Annotated in this window: 21 protein-coding genes; 13 read left to right on the top strand and 8 right to left on the bottom strand. The window is 62.1% G+C overall.

Going from position 1 to position 18,456, the window contains the following annotated elements; genetic code table 11:
- The first annotated feature begins 41 nt into the window (after positions 1-41).
- Positions 42-536, top strand: a complete 495-nt coding sequence (locus AC0NIH_RS24695; RefSeq protein ID WP_473469645.1) for a DUF3828 domain-containing protein — start codon at positions 42-44, stop codon at positions 534-536.
- 4 nt (positions 537-540) lie between these two features.
- Positions 541-1,164, top strand: coding sequence for a hypothetical protein (locus tag AC0NIH_RS24690; protein WP_473469647.1), 624 nt, complete (start codon positions 541-543; stop codon positions 1,162-1,164).
- 8 nt (positions 1,165-1,172) lie between these two features.
- On the opposite strand, the gene queF is transcribed toward AC0NIH_RS24690, so the two are convergent.
- Positions 1,173-1,634 carry a preQ(1) synthase gene (gene queF / locus AC0NIH_RS24685; RefSeq protein ID WP_013896095.1) on the bottom strand — a complete coding sequence of 154 codons (462 nt, stop codon included), beginning with the start codon at positions 1,632-1,634 and terminating at the stop codon, positions 1,173-1,175.
- A gap of 138 nt (positions 1,635-1,772) precedes the next feature.
- Here queF and AC0NIH_RS24680 point away from each other — a divergent pair, with 138 nt between their 5' ends.
- Positions 1,773-3,818, top strand: a complete 2,046-nt coding sequence (locus AC0NIH_RS24680) for an oxidoreductase (protein WP_473469649.1) — start codon at positions 1,773-1,775, stop codon at positions 3,816-3,818.
- A 141-nt stretch (positions 3,819-3,959) separates the two neighbouring features.
- Here the strand turns inward: AC0NIH_RS24680 and AC0NIH_RS24675 are convergent, their stop codons facing one another.
- Positions 3,960-4,367, bottom strand: coding sequence for a hypothetical protein (locus tag AC0NIH_RS24675; protein ID WP_473469651.1), 408 nt, complete (start codon positions 4,365-4,367; stop codon positions 3,960-3,962).
- 115 nt (positions 4,368-4,482) lie between these two features.
- On the opposite strand from AC0NIH_RS24675, the gene AC0NIH_RS24670 reads away from it, so the two are divergent.
- Positions 4,483-4,911, top strand: coding sequence for a MarR family winged helix-turn-helix transcriptional regulator (locus tag AC0NIH_RS24670; RefSeq protein ID WP_023766532.1), 429 nt, complete (start codon positions 4,483-4,485; stop codon positions 4,909-4,911).
- Between the two features lie 35 nt (positions 4,912-4,946).
- On the opposite strand, the gene AC0NIH_RS24665 is transcribed toward AC0NIH_RS24670, so the two are convergent.
- Positions 4,947-5,240, bottom strand: a complete 294-nt coding sequence (locus AC0NIH_RS24665; RefSeq protein WP_023780507.1) for a polysaccharide deacetylase family protein — start codon at positions 5,238-5,240, stop codon at positions 4,947-4,949.
- Positions 5,241-5,351: 111 nt separating this feature from the next.
- A complete protein-coding gene (locus AC0NIH_RS24660) occupies positions 5,352-7,424 on the bottom strand; it encodes a putative bifunctional diguanylate cyclase/phosphodiesterase (protein WP_473469653.1) in 2,073 nt (690 codons plus the stop codon).
- Between the two features lie 326 nt (positions 7,425-7,750).
- On the opposite strand from AC0NIH_RS24660, the gene AC0NIH_RS24655 reads away from it, so the two are divergent.
- On the top strand, positions 7,751-8,938 hold the full coding sequence (locus AC0NIH_RS24655; protein ID WP_473469655.1) for a glycine C-acetyltransferase: 1,188 nt from the start codon (positions 7,751-7,753) through the stop codon (positions 8,936-8,938).
- Between the two features lie 51 nt (positions 8,939-8,989).
- Entirely contained in the window at positions 8,990-10,024 is a 1,035-nt protein-coding gene (tdh, locus tag AC0NIH_RS24650; protein WP_013896085.1) for an L-threonine 3-dehydrogenase, read from the top strand.
- A gap of 212 nt (positions 10,025-10,236) precedes the next feature.
- Here tdh and AC0NIH_RS24645 read toward each other — a convergent pair whose 3' ends face one another.
- Entirely contained in the window at positions 10,237-10,689 is a 453-nt protein-coding gene (locus AC0NIH_RS24645) for a MarR family winged helix-turn-helix transcriptional regulator (protein WP_473466611.1), read from the bottom strand.
- 96 nt (positions 10,690-10,785) lie between these two features.
- On the opposite strand from AC0NIH_RS24645, the gene hmgA reads away from it, so the two are divergent.
- The 6 genes from hmgA (at position 10,786) to AC0NIH_RS24615 (ending at position 15,265) form a co-directional block, all read left to right on the top strand.
- The gene (hmgA, locus tag AC0NIH_RS24640) at positions 10,786-12,099 is read left to right on the top strand and encodes a homogentisate 1,2-dioxygenase (RefSeq protein WP_473466613.1); all 1,314 of its coding nucleotides are present in this window, start codon (positions 10,786-10,788) and stop codon (positions 12,097-12,099) included.
- An 11-nt stretch (positions 12,100-12,110) separates the two neighbouring features.
- Entirely contained in the window at positions 12,111-12,965 is an 855-nt protein-coding gene (locus AC0NIH_RS24635) for an MBL fold metallo-hydrolase (protein ID WP_473466789.1), read from the top strand.
- A gap of 112 nt (positions 12,966-13,077) precedes the next feature.
- Positions 13,078-14,091: a fumarylacetoacetate hydrolase family protein gene (locus AC0NIH_RS24630; protein ID WP_473466614.1), complete on the top strand. Its 1,014-nt coding sequence runs from the start codon at positions 13,078-13,080 to the stop codon at positions 14,089-14,091.
- A gap of 16 nt (positions 14,092-14,107) precedes the next feature.
- The gene (locus AC0NIH_RS24625; RefSeq protein ID WP_473466615.1) at positions 14,108-14,656 is read left to right on the top strand and encodes a DinB family protein; all 549 of its coding nucleotides are present in this window, start codon (positions 14,108-14,110) and stop codon (positions 14,654-14,656) included.
- Between the two features lie 53 nt (positions 14,657-14,709).
- A complete protein-coding gene (locus AC0NIH_RS24620) occupies positions 14,710-14,967 on the top strand; it encodes a BrnT family toxin (protein WP_473466617.1) in 258 nt (85 codons plus the stop codon).
- Positions 14,954-15,265, top strand: coding sequence for a BrnA antitoxin family protein (locus tag AC0NIH_RS24615; protein WP_473466618.1), 312 nt, complete (start codon positions 14,954-14,956; stop codon positions 15,263-15,265). Before AC0NIH_RS24620 ends, AC0NIH_RS24615 begins: the two co-directional genes overlap by 14 nt.
- A gap of 18 nt (positions 15,266-15,283) precedes the next feature.
- Here the strand turns inward: AC0NIH_RS24615 and hppD are convergent, their stop codons facing one another.
- Positions 15,284-16,396: a 4-hydroxyphenylpyruvate dioxygenase gene (gene hppD / locus AC0NIH_RS24610; RefSeq protein ID WP_473466619.1), complete on the bottom strand. Its 1,113-nt coding sequence runs from the start codon at positions 16,394-16,396 to the stop codon at positions 15,284-15,286.
- Positions 16,397-16,534: 138 nt separating this feature from the next.
- Between hppD and AC0NIH_RS24605 the strand changes: the two genes are divergently transcribed.
- Positions 16,535-17,002, top strand: coding sequence for an Lrp/AsnC family transcriptional regulator (locus tag AC0NIH_RS24605; protein WP_473466621.1), 468 nt, complete (start codon positions 16,535-16,537; stop codon positions 17,000-17,002).
- On the opposite strand, the gene AC0NIH_RS24600 is transcribed toward AC0NIH_RS24605, so the two are convergent.
- Positions 16,999-17,337, bottom strand: a complete 339-nt coding sequence (locus tag AC0NIH_RS24600) for a protein tyrosine phosphatase family protein (protein ID WP_023766546.1) — start codon at positions 17,335-17,337, stop codon at positions 16,999-17,001. The genes AC0NIH_RS24605 and AC0NIH_RS24600 overlap by 4 nt on opposite strands.
- 152 nt (positions 17,338-17,489) lie before the next feature.
- Positions 17,490-18,431 (bottom strand): zinc ABC transporter substrate-binding protein AztC, encoded by a 942-nt coding sequence (gene aztC / locus AC0NIH_RS24595; RefSeq protein ID WP_473466622.1) that lies wholly within the window; start codon positions 18,429-18,431, stop codon positions 17,490-17,492.
- Between the last annotated feature and the right edge of the window lie 25 nt (positions 18,432-18,456).

The following is an 18,456-nucleotide window of genomic DNA, read 5'->3' as shown; positions in this document are numbered from 1 at the left end:
GGTATTGATTGCCGCAAGCCATCAAAAGCCGGAGATTCTGCATGAGACTGACAGTGCTCCTTGCCGCTCTTTCGACAGCCTTGCCCGCCGTGGCCTTGCCCGCTGCTGCCTGGGCCGGTCCGGCGTCCGACGCCGTGAAATTCTTCTATGTTCCGGAGGTCAAGTTCGAGGCCGACGCGCAATACCGGGATCGCTTCACCGAGCCGGTGACGAAACTGTTCGATCTCAACGATCAGGCGACGAAGAAGAATCCGGACCAGGTCGCGTGCATCGATTTCGATCCGGGTCTCGACGCGCAGGATTTCGACCAGAAGTCCGTGGCCAAGACGCTGAAGCTGTCTGAGAAGCGCGATGGGGACAATGCCGAGGTCACAGCGTCATTCAGCCTGTTTTCGGAAGGCGACGATGCCAAACGCGAAATGGTCTGGTCGCTCAAGAAGATCGACGGCAAATGGAAGATATCGGACATCGCCTCGAAGACCAGCGACTGGACGCTCAGTGCGTTGGAGTGCATGGCCGGCCAGACACCGGAGTGATGTGATGGACCGCCGCTCGTTCCTGGCACTGTCGACCATGTGCCTGATGGCGGTGGTTCAAGGCGGCGTTGCCGCACAAGGGCTGCTCGGCGCCCCGCCGGCAAACGCTCCGCCCGCAAACGCCCCGGAGGCCACCGCGCCGGGCGACAGCGGGTCGCCGCCCGCAGCCGCGCCCGGTGGGGCAGCGGAGCCGGCAACGCCACCCGTTGCCTGGCCCCCAAGCGAACCGGCCGCGCCCATCCAGCCGGGATCGCCGACAGCGGTGGTGCGGCCGTTCTACGATCAGGTCAACCTGGAGGTTGATCCGTCACAGCGCAGCCATTTCATCGATCCGGCGAAAACCGTGCTCGACAAGAGCGATGCGCTGCGCAAATCCGGGCAGGGCGAGTGCCTCGACCCCAACATGGCATTGGACAATGCCGATTACGACAAGGACCAGATCGACAAGAGCCTGAAGACGCTCGAGGCGATCAATGGCGACCAGGCCAAGGTCATCGTCGCCTTCGTCGTCGCCGGCAACCCGCATCGCCTTGAATGGAAATTCAAGAAGATGGGCGGCGAATGGAAGATATCGGACCTGTTGTCGGTGACCGGCGAATGGGCGCTCAGCCAGTACCAGTGCGAATGATGGGCGGGCTAGCCGCGTCCGCGATAAGGCGCCACTCCGGTGTCCGGGAGCCAGGCGCCTTCGGGCGGGGCGCCGGTCTGCCAGAACACGTCGATCGGAATGCCGCCGCGCGGGAACCAGTAGCCGCCGATGCGCAGCCACAGCGGCTTGGTTGCCGCCACGATGCGACGGCCGATCATCACCGTGCAGTCTTCATGGAAGGCGCCGTGGTTGCGGAACGAGGTCATGAACAGCTTCAGCGACTTCGATTCCACCAGGGCTGCATCGGGTGCGTAGTCGATGACGATATGGGCGAAATCCGGCTGCCCGGTGACCGGGCACAGCGAGGTGAATTCCGGGCAGGTGAAGCGCACGATCGCCGGCGGTCCGTCGCCGCGTGTGTACGGCACGGTCTCCAGGACCGCTTGTTCGGGGCTCTGTGGCGTCTCGACGTGGGCGCCGAGCTGAGTGAGGGTTTTCGTATCGATCATGAGCAAAGCCTTCTTGGTTTGCGGCGCTCATTAGCATCGGATCGAAAAGTGCGCAGCGGTTTTCGGACGAATCCGACGCTTAAATAGGAAATGGAGCAGCTCATGCTGCTTCGACACAGTTTGAAAAGCAGGAAGACGATGACCAGCAACGACCCGCTTCTCCAGCCCTACCAGCTCGTGCATCTGACGCTGAAGAACCGGGTGATGTCGACCAGTCATGAGCCGGCCTACTCGGAGGACGGCATGCCGAAGCAGCGCTACCGGCTCTATCACGCCGAAAAGGCCAAGGGCGGCATGGCGCTGACCATGACCGCCGGTTCGGCCATCGTCTCGCGCGACAGTCCGGCAGCCTTCGGCAATCTGCATGTCTATGACGACCGCATCGTGCCGTGGCTCGCCGAGCTTGCTGACGCCTGCCACGAGCATGACTGCAAGGTGATGATCCAGATCACCCATCTCGGCCGCCGCACCGGCTGGAACAAGGCCGACTGGCTGCCGGTGCTTTCGGCTTCGCCGGTGCGCGAGCCGGCGCACCGCGCTTTCCCAAAAACCATCGAGGACTGGGACATCGAGCGCATCGTCGCCGACTATGCGTCGGCCGCCCAGCGCTGCCAGGCGGCCGGCCTGGACGGTATCGAGTTCGAGTCCTACGGCCATCTGATGGACGGCTTCTGGTCGCCGGCCACCAATCATCGCGACGATGAGTATGGCGGCTCGCTCGACAACCGCTTGCGCTTCACCAACATGGTGCTCGATGCCGTGCGGGCGGCGGTCGGCGAGAAATTCGTCGTCGGCATCCGCATGGTCGCCGACGAGGACTTCGAGAAAGGCCTGTCGAAGGAGGAGGGCGTCGAGATCGCCAGGCGTCTGGCTGGCTCCGGCAAGGTCGATTTCCTCAACATCATCCGCGGTTCGATCGAAAGCGACGCGGCATTGACCAAGGTCATTCCGGTGACCGGCATGCGATCTTCGCCGCATCTCGATTTCGCCGGCGAGGTGAGGGCGGCGACAAAGTTCCCGACTTTCCATGCGGCGCGCATCTCCGATGTCGCTACCGCGCGCCATGCGATCGCGACAGGCAAGCTCGACATGGTCGGCATGACCCGCGCCCACATCGCCGACCCGCACATCATCAAAAAGGTGATGGAAGGCCGCGAGCACGAGATCCGCCCCTGCGTCGGCGCCACCTATTGCCTCGACCGTATCTATGAGGGCGGCGAGGCGCTGTGCGTCCACAATGCGGCGACCGGCCGCGAGGCCGATATTCCGCACATCATCGTCAAGACAGAAGGGGCGAAGAAAAAGGTCGTTGTCGTCGGCGCCGGCGCCGGCGGACTTGAGGCGGCGCGGGTGGCGGCCGAGCGCGGCCATCAGGTGACGGTGCTTGAAGCGTCGAGCCAGGCCGGCGGCCAGGTGCGTCTGGCGACCCAGAATCCGCGCCGCAAGGAATTGATCGGCATCATCGACTGGCGGCTGGCAGAGCTCGATCGGCTCGGCGTCGAGATCCGCTACGATACCTGGGCCGAGAAGGACGACGTCCTGGCGCTGGCGCCCGATGTGGTCATTGTCGCCACCGGCGGCTTGCCGCAGAACCCGCCGCTGGCGGCGGGCGACAATCTCGTCACGTCAAGCTGGGATATCATGGCCGGCAGCGTCAAGCCGGCCGAGAATGTCTTGCTCTATGACGACAATGGCGGCCATCAGGGCATGGGTGCGGCCGAACTGATCGTCAACAGCGGCGCACGGCTGGAACTGGTTTCGCCCGAGCGTTTTTTCGCGCCCGAAATGGGCGGCATGAACCATGTGCCGTACATGCGCGCGTTCCAGGAAAAGGGCGCCACCATCACCATCAACACGCGCCTGCGCTCGGTGCGGCGCGAGGGCAATCAACTGGTCGCCGAACTCGCTTCGGACTTTGCCGACGGCTGGCGCGGTGAACGGCGGGTCGACCAGGTGGTGGTCGAGCATGGCACCGCGCCGCTCGACGATCTCTACCTGGCCTTGAGGCCGCTGTCGAAGAATGGCGGCGCGGTCGACTACGAACGCCTGGTCAGCGGCGGCGACATTTTTCCGGCACGCAACCACGAAGCCGGCTTCGTGCTGTTGCGCATCGGCGACGCGGTCGCCTCGCGCAACATCCATGCCGCCATCTATGACGGGATCAGGTTCGGTTTGCGGATCTGAAATCTCGTCGCGAAAGTTGGTGGCGCGCGGCCGGACCGGCATACGAGAGCCCGTGTATTCCGGCTCGATCCGCGCGCCCGCACGTCATTGGCTCGTTGCCAGACAACGCACGATGCTGTGAGGGTTGCGACGTGGCGGCGCTCAGAACATTCTGGCGGTGGCCATGCACAGCACTGTCAGCACCAGCAGGCCTCCGGCGATGCGCTCGCCTCTTGTCATCTTCGCGCGCAACCGGCTTTCCGTAGCCGCATCAGCGCCGGCAAGCTGCCTGCTGGCAGAGCCTACCAGCGCGCCCTGCACGCCGGCGGCGATCAGGGCCGTCACGATCCCCAGTGCCAGCACTTTCTCCATCGAGCCGAAAGCGCCCTCTTGGAAGAAATACCAGAGCAGTATGCCGGTCAGGAAAACCAGGCCGGCAGCACCCATTTGCGGCCGGAAAAACCGTTCGGCGCGGATGTCCGGGTCACGGCCGACCGCGATGGTCGTGCCCGCCCAGAATACGCCTGCCATGACGTGAAGACCGATGACGACGATGTAGGCATACTGCATGCCATCTCTCCTCTCTCGCTTGCTGTCAGTGCAATGATTAGATATCGAACTGTTCGATGTCAATGTATAAAATGAACCAGTTCCATCCTTGGAAAACACCGTCTAGTGTCCGGCAATGACGCCCTTTGAACGCCCGCCGGTCGGCATGAATCTCGGCCGCACCGCCAAGCTTGTCGCCCAAGCCTTCGACGCTGCCTTGGTCGAAGCGGGCGGCACCTTGCCGGTCTGGCTCACGCTGCTGTCGGTCAAGTCGAGCAAGCTTGCCAATCAGCGCGAACTTGCCGGTATGATCGGCATCCAGGGCGCGACGCTGACCCATCACCTAAACGCGATGGAGGCACAGGGCCTGCTGACGCGTCGCCGCGATCCCGTCAACCGCCGGGTCCATCTGGTCGAATTGACGGAGGCTGGAGAAGCGATGTTCGAGACACTACGCAAGGCCGCGCTTGTTTTCGACAAGCGGCTGCGGGTGGGACTGTCCGACGAGCGGCTGGCGGAGTTCGCGCAGGTGCTGGCGGCGTTGCGAAACAATGTGGAGAGCTAGGAAAGTCTGCCCGTTGGCTTAGTCGTCACCCGTTCTCAGTCGTCATAGGTCGGGATCGTTCCAAAGGCATAGTGGCGCAGCTTCAGCGCGGCGATCAGCTCGGTTAGCTTCGTCTTGCCGTCGAAGCGGTCCTGAAACATCTCGTCATGCATCAACAGGATCAGCTTGCCGGGTCTGGCGAAATGACCATAGCCGAACAGGTGATCGATCTCGCTGACCAGATGGCTCGCCTGCAACACGTCGAGGATGTTGCCGGTGCCGCTGAGCGGACCTTCGTCGAAGGTGAGATAGATGGTGCGATCCGCCCCATGAGCCGGCAACACGGACATCAACACGGCCGCGAGGACAACCAAAACGATGTCATAGGTCGCGGCATCCGTTTGCGTCGCGACAGGCCGCCAGTTTCATGGCTGATTGTCAAAGGCGGACCGCGCGGGTGCCTACGCCAGGCTGCCTTGCAGCACCGTCAGCTTTGCCTTCTTCGGCATGCGGGCGGTCAGCCACTCGAGCGCCTTGTCCTGCGGCATCGGGAAGGCGATGGAATAGCCTTGCACCTGGTCGCAGCCGATCGCCATCAGCGAGTCGAGTTCGGCTTCGGTTTCGGCGCCTTCGGCGACGATCGAGATGCCGAGGCCGCGGGCAAGCTCGGTGATGGCGCGCACGATCTTGGAGTTGTCGCCGTTCTCGTGGATGTTCTGGACGAATCGGCGATCGATCTTGAGTCGGTCGATCTCGTTCGGATTGACGTGGCTGAGCGAAGCATAGCCGGTGCCGAAGTCGTCGAGTTCCAGATGGACGCCGGCCGCCCTGATGTGACGCAGCTTTGCCGCGATGCCTGTCTTCTCATCGTCCAGAATGACGGATTCGACGATTTCCAGCGACAGTTTCTGCGGCGGCAATCCGGCCTTTTCCAGCGTCCCGAACAGGAACGCATCGAAATCATGCTCGCGCAACTCGGTACCCGAAACATTGACGGCAAGCCGCCCGAAGGCGATCCCGGCGCGGTTCCATTCAGCGGCTTCGTTGATCGCCTTGCTGATCACGATGCGGCCGATCTCCGGCATGAAGCCGCATTTCTCCGCAACCGGAATAAATTCGCCGGGCGAGATCATGCCGCGTTCGGCATGGTTCCAGCGCACCAGCGCTTCGATGCCGCTGATCGTGCCGGTGGTCAGCGAAACCTGCGGCTGGAAATAGACCTGGAACGCCTTTTCGGAGATGGCGACCTTGATGTCGTGTTCGAGTTGCTTGCGATAGTCGAGTTCGCGGCGCAGCTCCTCCGAGAAGAACGAGAAGTTGCCGCCTCCCATCTTCTTGGCCGAATAGAGCGCCAGATCGGCGTGAACCAAAAGATCCTGCGCGTTGTCGGCGTCTATCGGATACACGGCGATGCCAGCGCTGGCGCCGGGAAGAATGGTCGTGCCCTGGAAAACGATCGGCTCGTTGATGTGCGCCAGGATGCGCCGTGCCAGCATGTTGATGTCTTCGGTGCTGCCGGCGCCGTTGAGGATCATCACGAATTCGTCGCCACCGAGCCGCGCGCACAGATCCGACGCCCGGCAGGAATCGCGCATGCGCTGTGCCGTGATGACCAGGACATAGTCGCCGGCGGCATGGCCCAGCGTATCGTTGATTTGCTTGAAACGGTCGAGATCGAGCTGGACCACGGCCAGGCGCTCGCGTCGCCGATGCGCGCCCTTGATCAGCGTCTCGAAATGGTCGGTCAGGAAGGTTCGGTTATGCAGGCCGGTCAGGCCGTCATGAACCGCGATGAAGGCCATCGAATTGCGCGCGTCGACCAGTTCGCGGGTCTTGCGAAGGATCGCGTTGGACATCGGCCTGAAGATGAACAGCGCTACCAGCAGGATGACGCCGAGCGTGGCGTAGAAAAGCGTGCGGTGGAGGGAGAGCAACTTTTCGGAGCGCTCGTCGGCCTCGGCGCTGATACGCTGGCCGAGCGCGGCATAGCCCGACAAGGTGGCGTTGGCGACCGACATGTCGAGGTTGACGCGTTCGGCGCTGCCTTTGTAGCCGCCATTGTCGAGATTGTTGAGTTGCGATTCAAGCGCCGAGATCAGACGGTCGCCATTGGCGATCAGCCCGACCGAGAAATAGTCGAGATGGAAGGGTTTGGCGAAGAGCACGCTCTCGATCGACTTCGGATCGAGCTTGGCCGGTGATTGCGGATCTGCCCCCGTCTGCTCGAGCAGCAGATCGTAGTTGGTCTCGAACTCCACCGTCGCCTGCTTGAGCGCGCTGACCAGCGCCGGCTGCTTGTCGCGCGAGGCGACATCCGTCGCATTGGCAAGGAAAACGATACGCTGCGACAAGGTTTTCTGCGTGCCGACGATATCGAGCAGGGTATGGTTGTGCTGGTGCGTGGCCATCGTCTGCTGCAGCAGCACGAAGGAGGCTGCCACCATGGCGGCGATGATCAACAGCGCTAGCCAATAGCCGGCCTTGATCAGCAGTATGAGCTTGCCTGAAACGGTTTGCACCGGCTGCTGCGACATTTTCGGGGGCGGCCCTCTCGCCAACGGATTCCTGTGTGAGCATCATTGAACCGGAAACGTTAACAGGACCGGAAATCGACAGCCGGCCGACAAGGGGGAAACGCGGAAAGATCGGGGGAAACGCGGAAAGATCGCGGAATGGTTATCGGCTCCTTTCGCCTTCAATCCGCATTTGAACGTTCGCCAGCCGTTGTGATCCCCTGGGGCGTGCTTGGGCGATGCCCATGACTTCATTTGGTGCTGGCCACCACCGGCCCGGTCGCTTTTGCGATGGATTTTTTGCGCGGACAGGACAACAGTCGACCCACGTCAAACAGGGCCTGATCATGACCGCAGCATTTCTCTCCCATATCGACAGTGAGCTTGCAGGGCTCAAATCAGCCGGTCTCTACAAGTCGGAACGGGTGATTTCCTCGATGCAGTCGGCGCAGATCGAGGTCGGCGGTGAGAAAGTGCTTAACTTTTGCGCCAACAACTATCTCGGCCTTGCCGACAGCGCCGAACTGCGCGACGCGGCCAGCCAGGCGCTCGACCGTTATGGCTACGGCATGGCGTCGGTGCGCTTCATCTGCGGCACGCAGGAAGAGCACAAGCAGCTCGAGGCGACGATTTCATCCTTTCTCGGCCTGGAGGACACCATCCTCTACGGCTCGTGCTTCGACGCCAATGGCGGTCTATTCGAGACGCTGCTGGGCGAGGAAGACGCGATCATCTCGGATGCGCTGAACCACGCCTCGATCATCGATGGGGTCAGGCTGTCGAAGGCCAAGCGCTTCCGCTACGCCAACAACGACATGGCCGATCTCGAAGCGCGGCTGAAGGAAGCGAAGGATTGCCGTTTCCGGCTGATCGCTACCGACGGCGTGTTTTCGATGGACGGCATCATCGCCAATCTCCGCGGTGTCTGCGATCTCGCCGACAAATACGACGCCATGGTCATGGTCGACGACAGCCATGCCGTCGGGTTCGTCGGCCACAATGGCCGTGGTTCGCCGGAACATTGCGGTGTCGAGGGCAGGGTCGACATCATCACCGGGACGCTGGGCAAGGCGCTCGGCGGCGCGTCGGGCGGCTACACCTCGGGCAAAAGCCAGGTGGTCGATTGGCTGCGCCAGCGCTCGCGGCCCTATCTCTTCTCCAACACGCTGATGCCGGCGATCGCCGGCGCTTCGATCAAGGTGTTTGACCTGATCCGCAATGGCGACGCCTTGCGCCAGCGCCTCTATGCCAATGCGGCGCGGTTCAGGTCTGAGATGGGCAAGCTCGGCTTCACCTTGGCCGGAGCCGACCATCCGATCATTCCGGTGATGCTGGGCGATGCGAGCCTGGCGCAGGAGATGGCGGCGCGCATGCTGAAACGCGGCATCTATGTCATCGGCTTTTCCTTCCCGGTGGTGCCGAAAGGCCAGGCGCGCATCCGCACCCAGATGTCGGCGGCGCATTCCACTGCCGACATCGATCGTGCGGTCGAGGCATTCGGGGCGGTCGGCAGGGAGCTGGGCGTGATTTCCTGAGCGCCGGCGCCGGGAAGCGATTGCGGATCAAGAGATTCAAGGGACAAAAGAATGTCGAACATGATGAAGGCGCTGGTGAAGGCCAAGGCCGAGCCGGGCATCTGGATGGAAGAGGTGCCGGTACCGGAGATCGGCCCCAACGACGTGCTGATCAAGATCAGGAAAACCGCGATCTGCGGCACCGATGTCCACATCTACAATTGGGACCAGTGGGCTCAGAAGACGGTGCCCGTGCCGATGGTGACCGGCCATGAATTCGTCGGCACCGTCGCCGATTTCGGCGCTGCGGTCACCGAATACAAGGTCGGCCAGCGCGTGTCGGGCGAGGGCCACATCGTCTGCGGTCATTGCCGCAACTGCCGGGCGGGCAGGGGCCATCTGTGCCGCAACACGCTTGGCGTCGGCGTCAACCGTCCAGGCGCCTTCGGCGAGTATCTTGCGATCCCGCAGCATAATGTGGTGCCGATCCCCGACGACGTTCCCGACGAGGTCGCCGCGATCTTCGATCCCCTGGGCAATGCGGTGCACACCGCTCTGTCTTTCGACCTCGTCGGTGAAGATGTGCTGGTCACCGGCGCCGGGCCGATCGGCATCATGGGCGCGCTCGTCGCCCAATGCGTCGGCGCGCGCAAGGTGGTGATCACCGACATCAATCCGGTGCGGCTGGCGCTGGCCAAAAAGCTCGGCGTCCAGCATGTCGTCGATGCGTCGAAGGAAAAGCTGCGTGATGTCATGCCGGCGCTCGGCATGACCGAGGGTTTTGACGTCGGCCTCGAAATGTCGGGCGCCGCGCCCGCCTTCCGCGACATGATCGACACCATGAACAATGGCGGCAAGATCGCCATCCTGGGCATCGCGCCGACCGGCTTCGAGATCGACTGGAACAAGGTCATCTTCAAGATGCTGCATCTCAAGGGCATCTACGGCCGCGAGATGTTCGAGACCTGGTACAAGATGATCGCCCTGGTGCAAGGTCCGCTCGACGTCTCCGGCCTGATCACCCACCGCATCGGCATCGACGATTTTCAGGCTGGGTTCGATGCAATGCGCAGCGGCAGTTCCGGCAAGGTGGTGATGGACTGGTGAGGCTGCTGTGAAGGCACTGTGCCGGAGACGTTAGCGGGACAGCAGCCCCCTCTGGCCTGCCGGCCATCTCCCCCGCAAGGAGGGAGATTGGCAGTTTCGACGCTGCGCTCATTTCTCTCCCGTTGGTGATTGGCGAAAGCCGGGATGAAGCTCGATCTCCCCCTTGCGGGGAGATGTCCGGCAGGACAGAGGGGGTGCTGCCCCGCGGCCTATCAGTCCTCGGTTTTGCCACTTACTTCCAACGCTCTCTCCAGCGCCGCCACCCCACTGACAATCGCCGTGCGTTCGCTGGCGCTCAGCCTGGCCAGCAACTCCCTCTCGAACGCCTTCGCCAGCGGCACCATCTCGCGATAGGCGGCCAGCCCCGCTCTGGTCAGCGTCAGATGTTCGACACGGCGGTCATTCCCATCAGGCGTTCGCGTCAGCCAGCGGCGCCGTTCGAGTTCGGCGACGGCGCGCGACACCTTGGTCTTGTGCATGGCCGATTGCTCGCCAAGTTCGGTCGCGGTCATTCTGCCGTGCTGGCCGAGCCCGGAAAGCGTCCGCCACTCCGGCCGCGTCAGTCCATGGCTGTCCTTGTATACCCCTGAGAATTCGCGGCTCACGCCATCGGCCAGGCGATAGAGGCGATAGGGCAGGAAGCTTTCGAGTTCCAGGATTTCCATGGCCTAACATCCCGACGCGATGGATTGATAGTTACATTTTCGATGGTTACAAATGAAACCAGTTTGGTCAATTGAGATCCATTCCGGGAGGAAGCGATGGCCTTTTCCTACATGCCGGGTTTCGGCAATGATTTTGAGACCGAAACCTTGCCAGGTTCGCTGCCGCAGGGCCGCAACTCACCCCAGCGGCCGGCCTACGGCCTTTACGCCGAACAGCTTTCCGGCTCGCCGTTCACCGCGCCACGCGGCACCAACGAGCGCTCCTGGCTCTATCGCATCAGGCCGAGCGTCAAGCACACCGGCCGCTTCAAGGCGTCGAACTATCCCTTGTGGAAGAGCGCGCCGAATGTCGGCGACCATGAACTGGCGCTCGGCCAGTATCGCTGGAATCCGGTGCCGATGCCGAAGGAGCCGACCGACTTTGTCCAGGGCATGCGCAGCATCACCACCGCCGGTGACGTGCTCGGGCAGACCGGCATGGCGGCCCATGTCTATGTCGCCAACACATCGATGGGCGACGACCATTTCTTCAACGCCGACGGCGAGTTGCTGGTCGTGCCGCAGGTCGGCGCCCTGCGCTTCGTCACCGAGATGGGGGTCATCGAACTTCGGCCCGGCGAGATCGCTGTGCTGCCGCGCGGCCTCGTCTTCAAGGTCGAACTCGTCGACAAGGAAGTACGCGGCTATGTCTGCGAGAATTACGGCGCCAAGCTGACGCTGCCCGACCGTGGCCCGATCGGCGCCAATTGCCTCGCCAATCCCCGCGATTTCAAGACGCCTTGCGCCTGGTTCGAAGAGAAGGAAACGCCTTGCCGGCTGACGGTGAAATGGTGCGGCAATTTCCACGTCACCGAGATCGGTCATTCGCCGCTCGACGTTGTCGCCTGGCACGGCAACTACGCGCCCTACAAATATGATCTGGCAACCTTTTCGCCCGTCGGCGCCCTCCTGTTCGATCATCCCGATCCGTCGATCTTCACCGTGCTCACCGCGCCAAGCGGCGAGGAGGGCACCGCCAACATCGATTTCGTCATCTTCCCGCCGCGCTGGCTGGTGGCGGAAGATACGTTTCGGCCACCCTGGTATCACCGCAACATCATGAGCGAGTTCATGGGGCTGATCCACGGCCAGTACGATGCCAAGGAAGAAGGCTTTGTCCCCGGCGGCATCAGCCTGCACAATTTGATGCTGGCCCATGGCCCGGATGCGCCTGGCTTCGAAAAGGCCTCGCGCGCGGAGCTCAAACCGGTCAAGCTCGACAATACCATGGCGTTCATGTTCGAGACCCGCTTTCCGCAGATGCTGACCCGCTACGGCGCCGAACTGGAAACCCGACAGGACAATTACATCGACTGCTGGGCCGACCTGAAGAAGCGCTTCAACGGCACGCCGGAAGGCGATTGGTCTTGAGCGGCAAGCCAATGCGGGATCGGTTGGTGCTGTTAGGCTCGAAAGGTGGCCCGGCGCTGCGGCCGGGCGGACCGTGGCCGAGTTCGTCGCTGCTTGAGATCGGCGGACGGACCATCGTCGTCGATTGCGGGCTTGGCGTCACGCGCGGTCTGGTCGATGCCGGCATCAGCCTGAAGGCGCTCGACCTTGTCTTCATCACGCACCTGCATTCCGACCATGTGCTGGAACTGGGGCCGCTGATCCACACCGCCTGGACAGCGGGGCTGGCGAGCCCGGTCAGCGTGTTCGGCCCGCCCGGCACCGGCCACTACTGGCGGCGCTTTTGCCAGGCGATGGAATTCGACATCGAAATCCGCATCGCCGACGAGGGCCGGCCGGACATCCGCGAACTGGTGTCGATTGACGAATTCGGCGAAGGCGACGTGCTCCGGCAACGCGGTCTGAAGGTTTCGGCGCTGCGCGTCGACCACCCGCCGGTGACCGACTGCTTTGCCCTGCGCCTCGATCATGGCGGGAAAAGCGTGGTGTTCTCCGCCGACACGGCCTTCTTTCCGCCGCTCGCCGATTTCGCCGATGGGGCTGACATCCTCGTCCACGAAGCCATGCTGGAAGAGGGCATCGAGCGGCTGGTGGCCCGAACCGGCAACGGCGCGCGGCTCAGGGAACATCTCCTCGCCAGCCACAGCTTTGCCGAGGAGGCCGGGCGCATCGCCAGCGATGCCGGCGTGAAGCGGCTGGTGCTCAACCATCTCATCCCGGCCGATGATGCCGAAATCGGCGATGCCGACTGGGTTGCCGCTGTCAGGAAAACATGGGCCGGCGACTTGACGATCGCCCGCGACGGCCTTGTTGTGGAATTAGCATGATCCCGAACCGAAGGACCGCGTCAGCGAAAAGTGGGAACCGGTTTTCGGAAAAGATCATGCGCAAAATAAACAACCAAAGCGGCGCCAAAGCCGCATCAGGAGAGGAAACCGCATGAAGCTTGCCACATTGAAGGACGGGACGCGTGACGGAAAACTCGTCGTCGTCTCGCGCGACCTGACGCAGTACACCGACGCCTCGTTTCTGGCGCGTACGCTTCAAGCGGCACTCGACGATTGGCGCAGGATCTCGCCGCATCTCTCGACAATTGCGGAATCGCTGGAGAATAACGCGGTGCCGTCGGCGCGCTTTCACGAGCATGATGCACACTCGCCGCTGCCGCGCGCCTATCAATGGGCCGACGGATCGGCCTATGTGAACCATGTCGAACTGGTGCGGAAGGCGCGCGGCGTCGAAATGCCGGCGAGCTTCTGGACCGATCCGCTGATCTACCAGGGCGGCTCGGACTCTTTCATCGCACCGCGCGATCCGATCCGCATGGCTGACGAGGCTTTCGGCATCGACATGGAGGCGGAGGTCGCCGTTATCGTCGACGACGTGCCGATGGGCGCCAGCCTCGACGAAGCGCGCGCCGCGATCCGGCTGGTCATGCTGGTCAACGATGTCACGCTGCGCGCACTGACCGGGCCGGAATTGGCCAAGGGTTTCGGCTTCTTCCAGTCGAAGCCGTCTTCGGCCTTTTCGCCGGTCGCGGTGACACCCGATGAGTTAGGTGACGCCTGGGACGGCGGCAAGGTCAGCCTGCCGCTGCTCGCAGACCTCAACGGCAAGCCGTTCGGCCGCGCCAATACCGGTGTCGACATGACCTTCGATTTTCCGACGCTGATCGCCCATGCCGCCAGGACACGGCCGCTGGTGGCCGGCACCATCATCGGCTCCGGCACCGTCTCCAACAAGCTCGACGGCGGGGCAGGCAAGCCTGTCTCGGCGGGCGGTGCCGGCTATTCCTGCATCGCCGAACTGCGTATGATCGAGACCATTGCGTCGGGCGAACCCAAGACGCCATTCCTGCGCTTCGGCGACACGGTACGTATCGAGATGAAGGACAGAGCCGGCCATTCGATCTTCGGCGCGATCGAGCAGAAGGTAGAGAAATACGAGCGATGAGGGCCTGCGTTCAGCCATGAATCTTCTTGACCATCTGCGCCGCATGGCCGGCAACAACCTCTGGTCGAGCGATCGGCTCTACCGAGCCGTGCTCGCGCTCGAGCCGGGCGAATTCGAGGCCGAGCGCACCAGCTTCTTCCCGTCGATCAAGGCGACGCTCAACCATATCCTTGCGGTCGATCTTCTCTATCTCGATTTTCTCGAGGAGCGCGGCATCGGCGCCGCTGCCCATGATGATTTCGTGCCCTTCGACGAGCCCAGGGCGCTGTTCGCCGCCCAGCTTGTGGCCGACCGGCGGCTGATCGCTTTCTGCGATGCCCTTTTGGAGGCCGATCTCGACCGCCGCATCATCACCGACCGACGCGAGTACGGCATGATCCCCGAGCGCATCGGCGACATCCTTGCTCACGTCTTCCTGCATGACATCCATCATCGTGGCCAGGTGCACGCGATGCTGTCCGGCACCTCGGTCGCGCCGCCGCAGCTCGACGAATTCCTGCTCGATTACGATTTGAAATTAAGGCAGGCCGAGGTGGAGCGGCTTGCAATTGGTCGTGGTGAATAATTATTGTAGTTACGAAAATAATTGACTTATTTGCTGTAGGTACATAAATTTCGATGAAGATCGTCTGGGACGAACCGAAGCGGTTGGCGAACATCGAGAAACATGGCTTGGATTTCGCCGCGCTGGATGACGAATTTTTCTTGGGTTCGACAATCCGTACGGCCAAAGCCGGTCGGTTCATGGCAATTGGTCGGATGGTTGATGGCGTCGTTGCCGTGATCTTTGCCAGGCTTGGCTCTGAGGGCATCTCGATAGTTTCAATGCGTCCGGCCAATCCGGTTGAAAGAAGGTTATTCAATGACAAAACATAAGCTGCAAACAAAATCCGAGCCGGGGCAGGGCTACAGCAAGGAAGACTGGGATACAGTTTCGGACAATCCGGAATGGACCGAGGAGGACTTTCGAAACGCCCGACCTTTCGCCGAAGTATTCCCGGATCTTGTCGAAAGCATTCGCCGTTCGCGCGGCCGGCCAGCGCTCGACAACCCGAAGAAGCAGGTGACGCTTCGGCTCGACAGCGATGTTGTCGCCAGATTCCGCGCTGGCGGACCCGGTTGGCAGAGCCGCATCAACGACATTCTGCGCAAGGCGGCGGGCCTCGGCAAATGAAGCGGGTAAGGCTTCGGCCTACTCCGCCGCCTGAACCTTGATCACGCCGCGCTTGATCTGGTCCTGCTCGATCGATTCGAACAGCGCGCGGAAATTGCCTTCGCCAAAGCCTTCGTCGCCCTTCCTCTGGATGAACTCGAAGAAGATCGGGCCGATCACGGTCTTCGAGAAGATCTGCAAGAGAATCTTGGTCATGCCGCCGTCGACCACGCCTTCGCCGTCGATCAGGATGCCGTGCTTCTTCATCCGCTCGATCGGCTCGTCATGGCCGTTCACTCGGTCATACGACATATCGTAATAAGTCTCGGGCGGGCCGGGCATGAATTTCAGCCCGTTGTCGGCGAGCTTGTCGGTGGCGGCGTAGATCTCGTCCGTTCCCACTGCGATGTGCTGGATGCCTTCGCCATTGTACTTCTTCAGGTACTCGGCGATCTGGCTGGTCTCGTCCTTGGATTCGTTGAGCGGAATGCGGATCTTGCCGCAGGGCGAGGTGATGGCGCGGCTGACCAGGCCGGTGATCTTGCCGTCGATGTCGAAGAAGTGGATCTGCTTGAAGCCGAACAGATTGCGGTAGAAATCCCACCATTTGTCCATCTGGCCGCGATAGACATTGTGGGTCAGGTGGTCGAGGTAATAGAAGCCGACGCCTTGCGGCCGAGGATCGCGCGCGCCGAGCCACTCGAACTCGGCGTCATAGGCCGAACCCTTCTTGCCATAGGTGTCGATGAAATAGAGCAGCGAGCCGCCAATACCGACGATCGCGGGAACGTCGAGCGCCTTGTCGTCGCCTTCGTAGGGCGTGGCGCCTTTGGCAACGGCGTGATCGAAAGCGTGCTTGGCATCCACCACCCGCCAGGCCATCGAAGCCGCGCAGGGACCATGCTTGTCGACGAACCTCATTGCATGCGAACCTGGCTCGGCATTGACGACATAGTTGATGTCGCCCTGGCGCCAGACGGTGATGTCCTTCGTGCGATGCCTGGCCACCGCCACATAGCCCATGCAGGTGAACAGCTCGGCCAGTTTCCGCGGCTCCGGATGCGCGAATTCGACGAACTCGAAACCATCGGTGCCGGCGGGGTTGTCCCTGCTGATCGTGGCGGGCGGGGCGTCGTGCGGAAAGGGACCCATGATATTCCTCCGGAATCTGGCTTGGCCTGAAAAGGCCATCTGACGCCATCATAGCGCGGAGCCGGTGCATGGTGCTTGCATTCAAACGCTTGAAATGATCATCTCGTGCGTGAACTGTGCATGTTACGGGAGAAAAGCATGGATGAGACGCGCATTGATCGATTCGACCGCAAGATAATGGCACTGTTGCAGGGCGATGCGCGGCTCACCAATAACGATCTCTCGGAGCGTGTGAACCTGTCGGCATCGCAATGTTCGCGCCGCCGCCAGCGGCTTGAGGAGGACGGCTATATCAAGGGTTATCGGGCCGTACTCGACCGCGACAAGCTCGGTTTCTCGCTGGTCAACGTCATCTCGGTGACCTTGGCCACCCACAACCGCGACAATGCACGGCGCTTCGGCGAACTGCTGGCACGGCTCCCGGAAGTGCAGGAGGCGCACGCGCTGACCGGCGAGATGGATTACATCCTGAAAGTAGTGACGCCCGATCTCAAATCACTATCGGAGTTCGTCAACGGCGTGCTGCTGCCGCACGAATCCGTCCAGCATGTGAAGACGGCGATCGTGTTGGAAACGCTGAAGGAAACGGGCGCGCTGCCGATTTAAGCTTTCGACTGCTGGATCAGCCCGTAAAGATTGGTGCAGCGCGCACCTGAACGGCAATAGGCGAAGACGGGGCCTTCCAATTCGTCCAGCGCCTCTGCCTGGTCCTCGACATTCTCGGCGGTGATCTGGCCGCTGATGACGGGAATGTAGCGGAAGGCGAGACCGGCGGCTTCCACCGCCGCCTTCACCGTGTCGGCCGAAGGCTGGCCGGGCTGCTCGTCATCGGGGCGGTTGCAGATCACGCTCTTGAAGCCGGCTTCCTTGATGGCGGCGGCGTCTTCGGGCTGGATCTGGCCCGAGACCGAATAGTCTTCACTGATCTCGCGGTATTCCATGGCAGCATCCTCGCAATCTGGTCTGGAGGCAGTCTTGCCACTGCCCCGCATGCGCGGCAATCCGCATCGAGAGAATTCTCTGCCAAATAGACATTGTGCGCGGAAAAATCCAACCGGGCCAATGCGACCCGGTTGGATAGCGCTGGCTCGCCTCAGCTGCCGAGTATCGCGCCTTTGATCTGGCGGATGTTGTTGTGCATCATGTCGACATAGGTCGAGGCCGGGCCGTCGGGCTGCGACAGCGCGTCCGAATAAAGCGTGCCGCCCACCTTGATACCGGTTTCATCGGCGATCTGCTCGATCAGCCGCGGATTGGTGATGTTCTCGACGAAGATCGCGGCCGCCTTGTCCTGCTTCACCTGCGTGACCAGCTTGGCGACGTCGGCCGCTGATGGTTCGGAATCGGTCGAGATGCCCTGCGGGGCGAGGAAGGTCAGGCCGTATGCGTGCTCGAAATAGCCGAACGCATCGTGCGAGGTGATGACGACGCGCTTCGCTTCAGGGATCGACTGGATCGCTGTCTTCACTTCGCCTTCCAACGCATCGAGCTTCTTGGTGTAGGTCGCGGCATTGGTCTGGTAGGAGACGCAACCATCGCTGTCGGCCGCGCAGAAGGCCTCGGCTATATTCTTCACATAGATCCTGGCGTTGGCGATCGACTGGAAAGCGTGCGGATCGGTGACCGTCTTGCCGCCGCCGGTGCCGGCGCCTTCGGCGGCGTCCGCGTCGGCGAATTCAGGCTTGAAATCGATCGGCGTGACCCCCTTGGTCAAGGTGATGATCGAGGCCTTGGTGGCGCTGGCATCGACCAGCCGTTGCAGGAAGCCTTCGAAATGCAGGCCGTTTACCAGCACGATATCGGCCTTGGCCATGGCCACAGCATCGGTCGGGCTCGGCTCGTAGACATGGGCATCGCCATCCGGCCCGACGATGGTGGTGACGTCGATGCGGTCGCCGCCGACATTTTTGGCGAAATCGGCGATGACTGTGAAGCTGGCGACCACCTTCAGCGGTGCCGCGAAGGCCGATGAGGCGCCAAAGGCGGTTAATGTTATAACGCTCATCGCCAGGGCGGCATGGAGTGATTTCAGCATGGTCAAGTCTCCTTTGGGGGGCGGG

This window comes from Mesorhizobium sp. WSM1386, from assembly GCF_055901595.1.
This window is presented reverse-complemented; position numbering and strand designations above follow the sequence as displayed.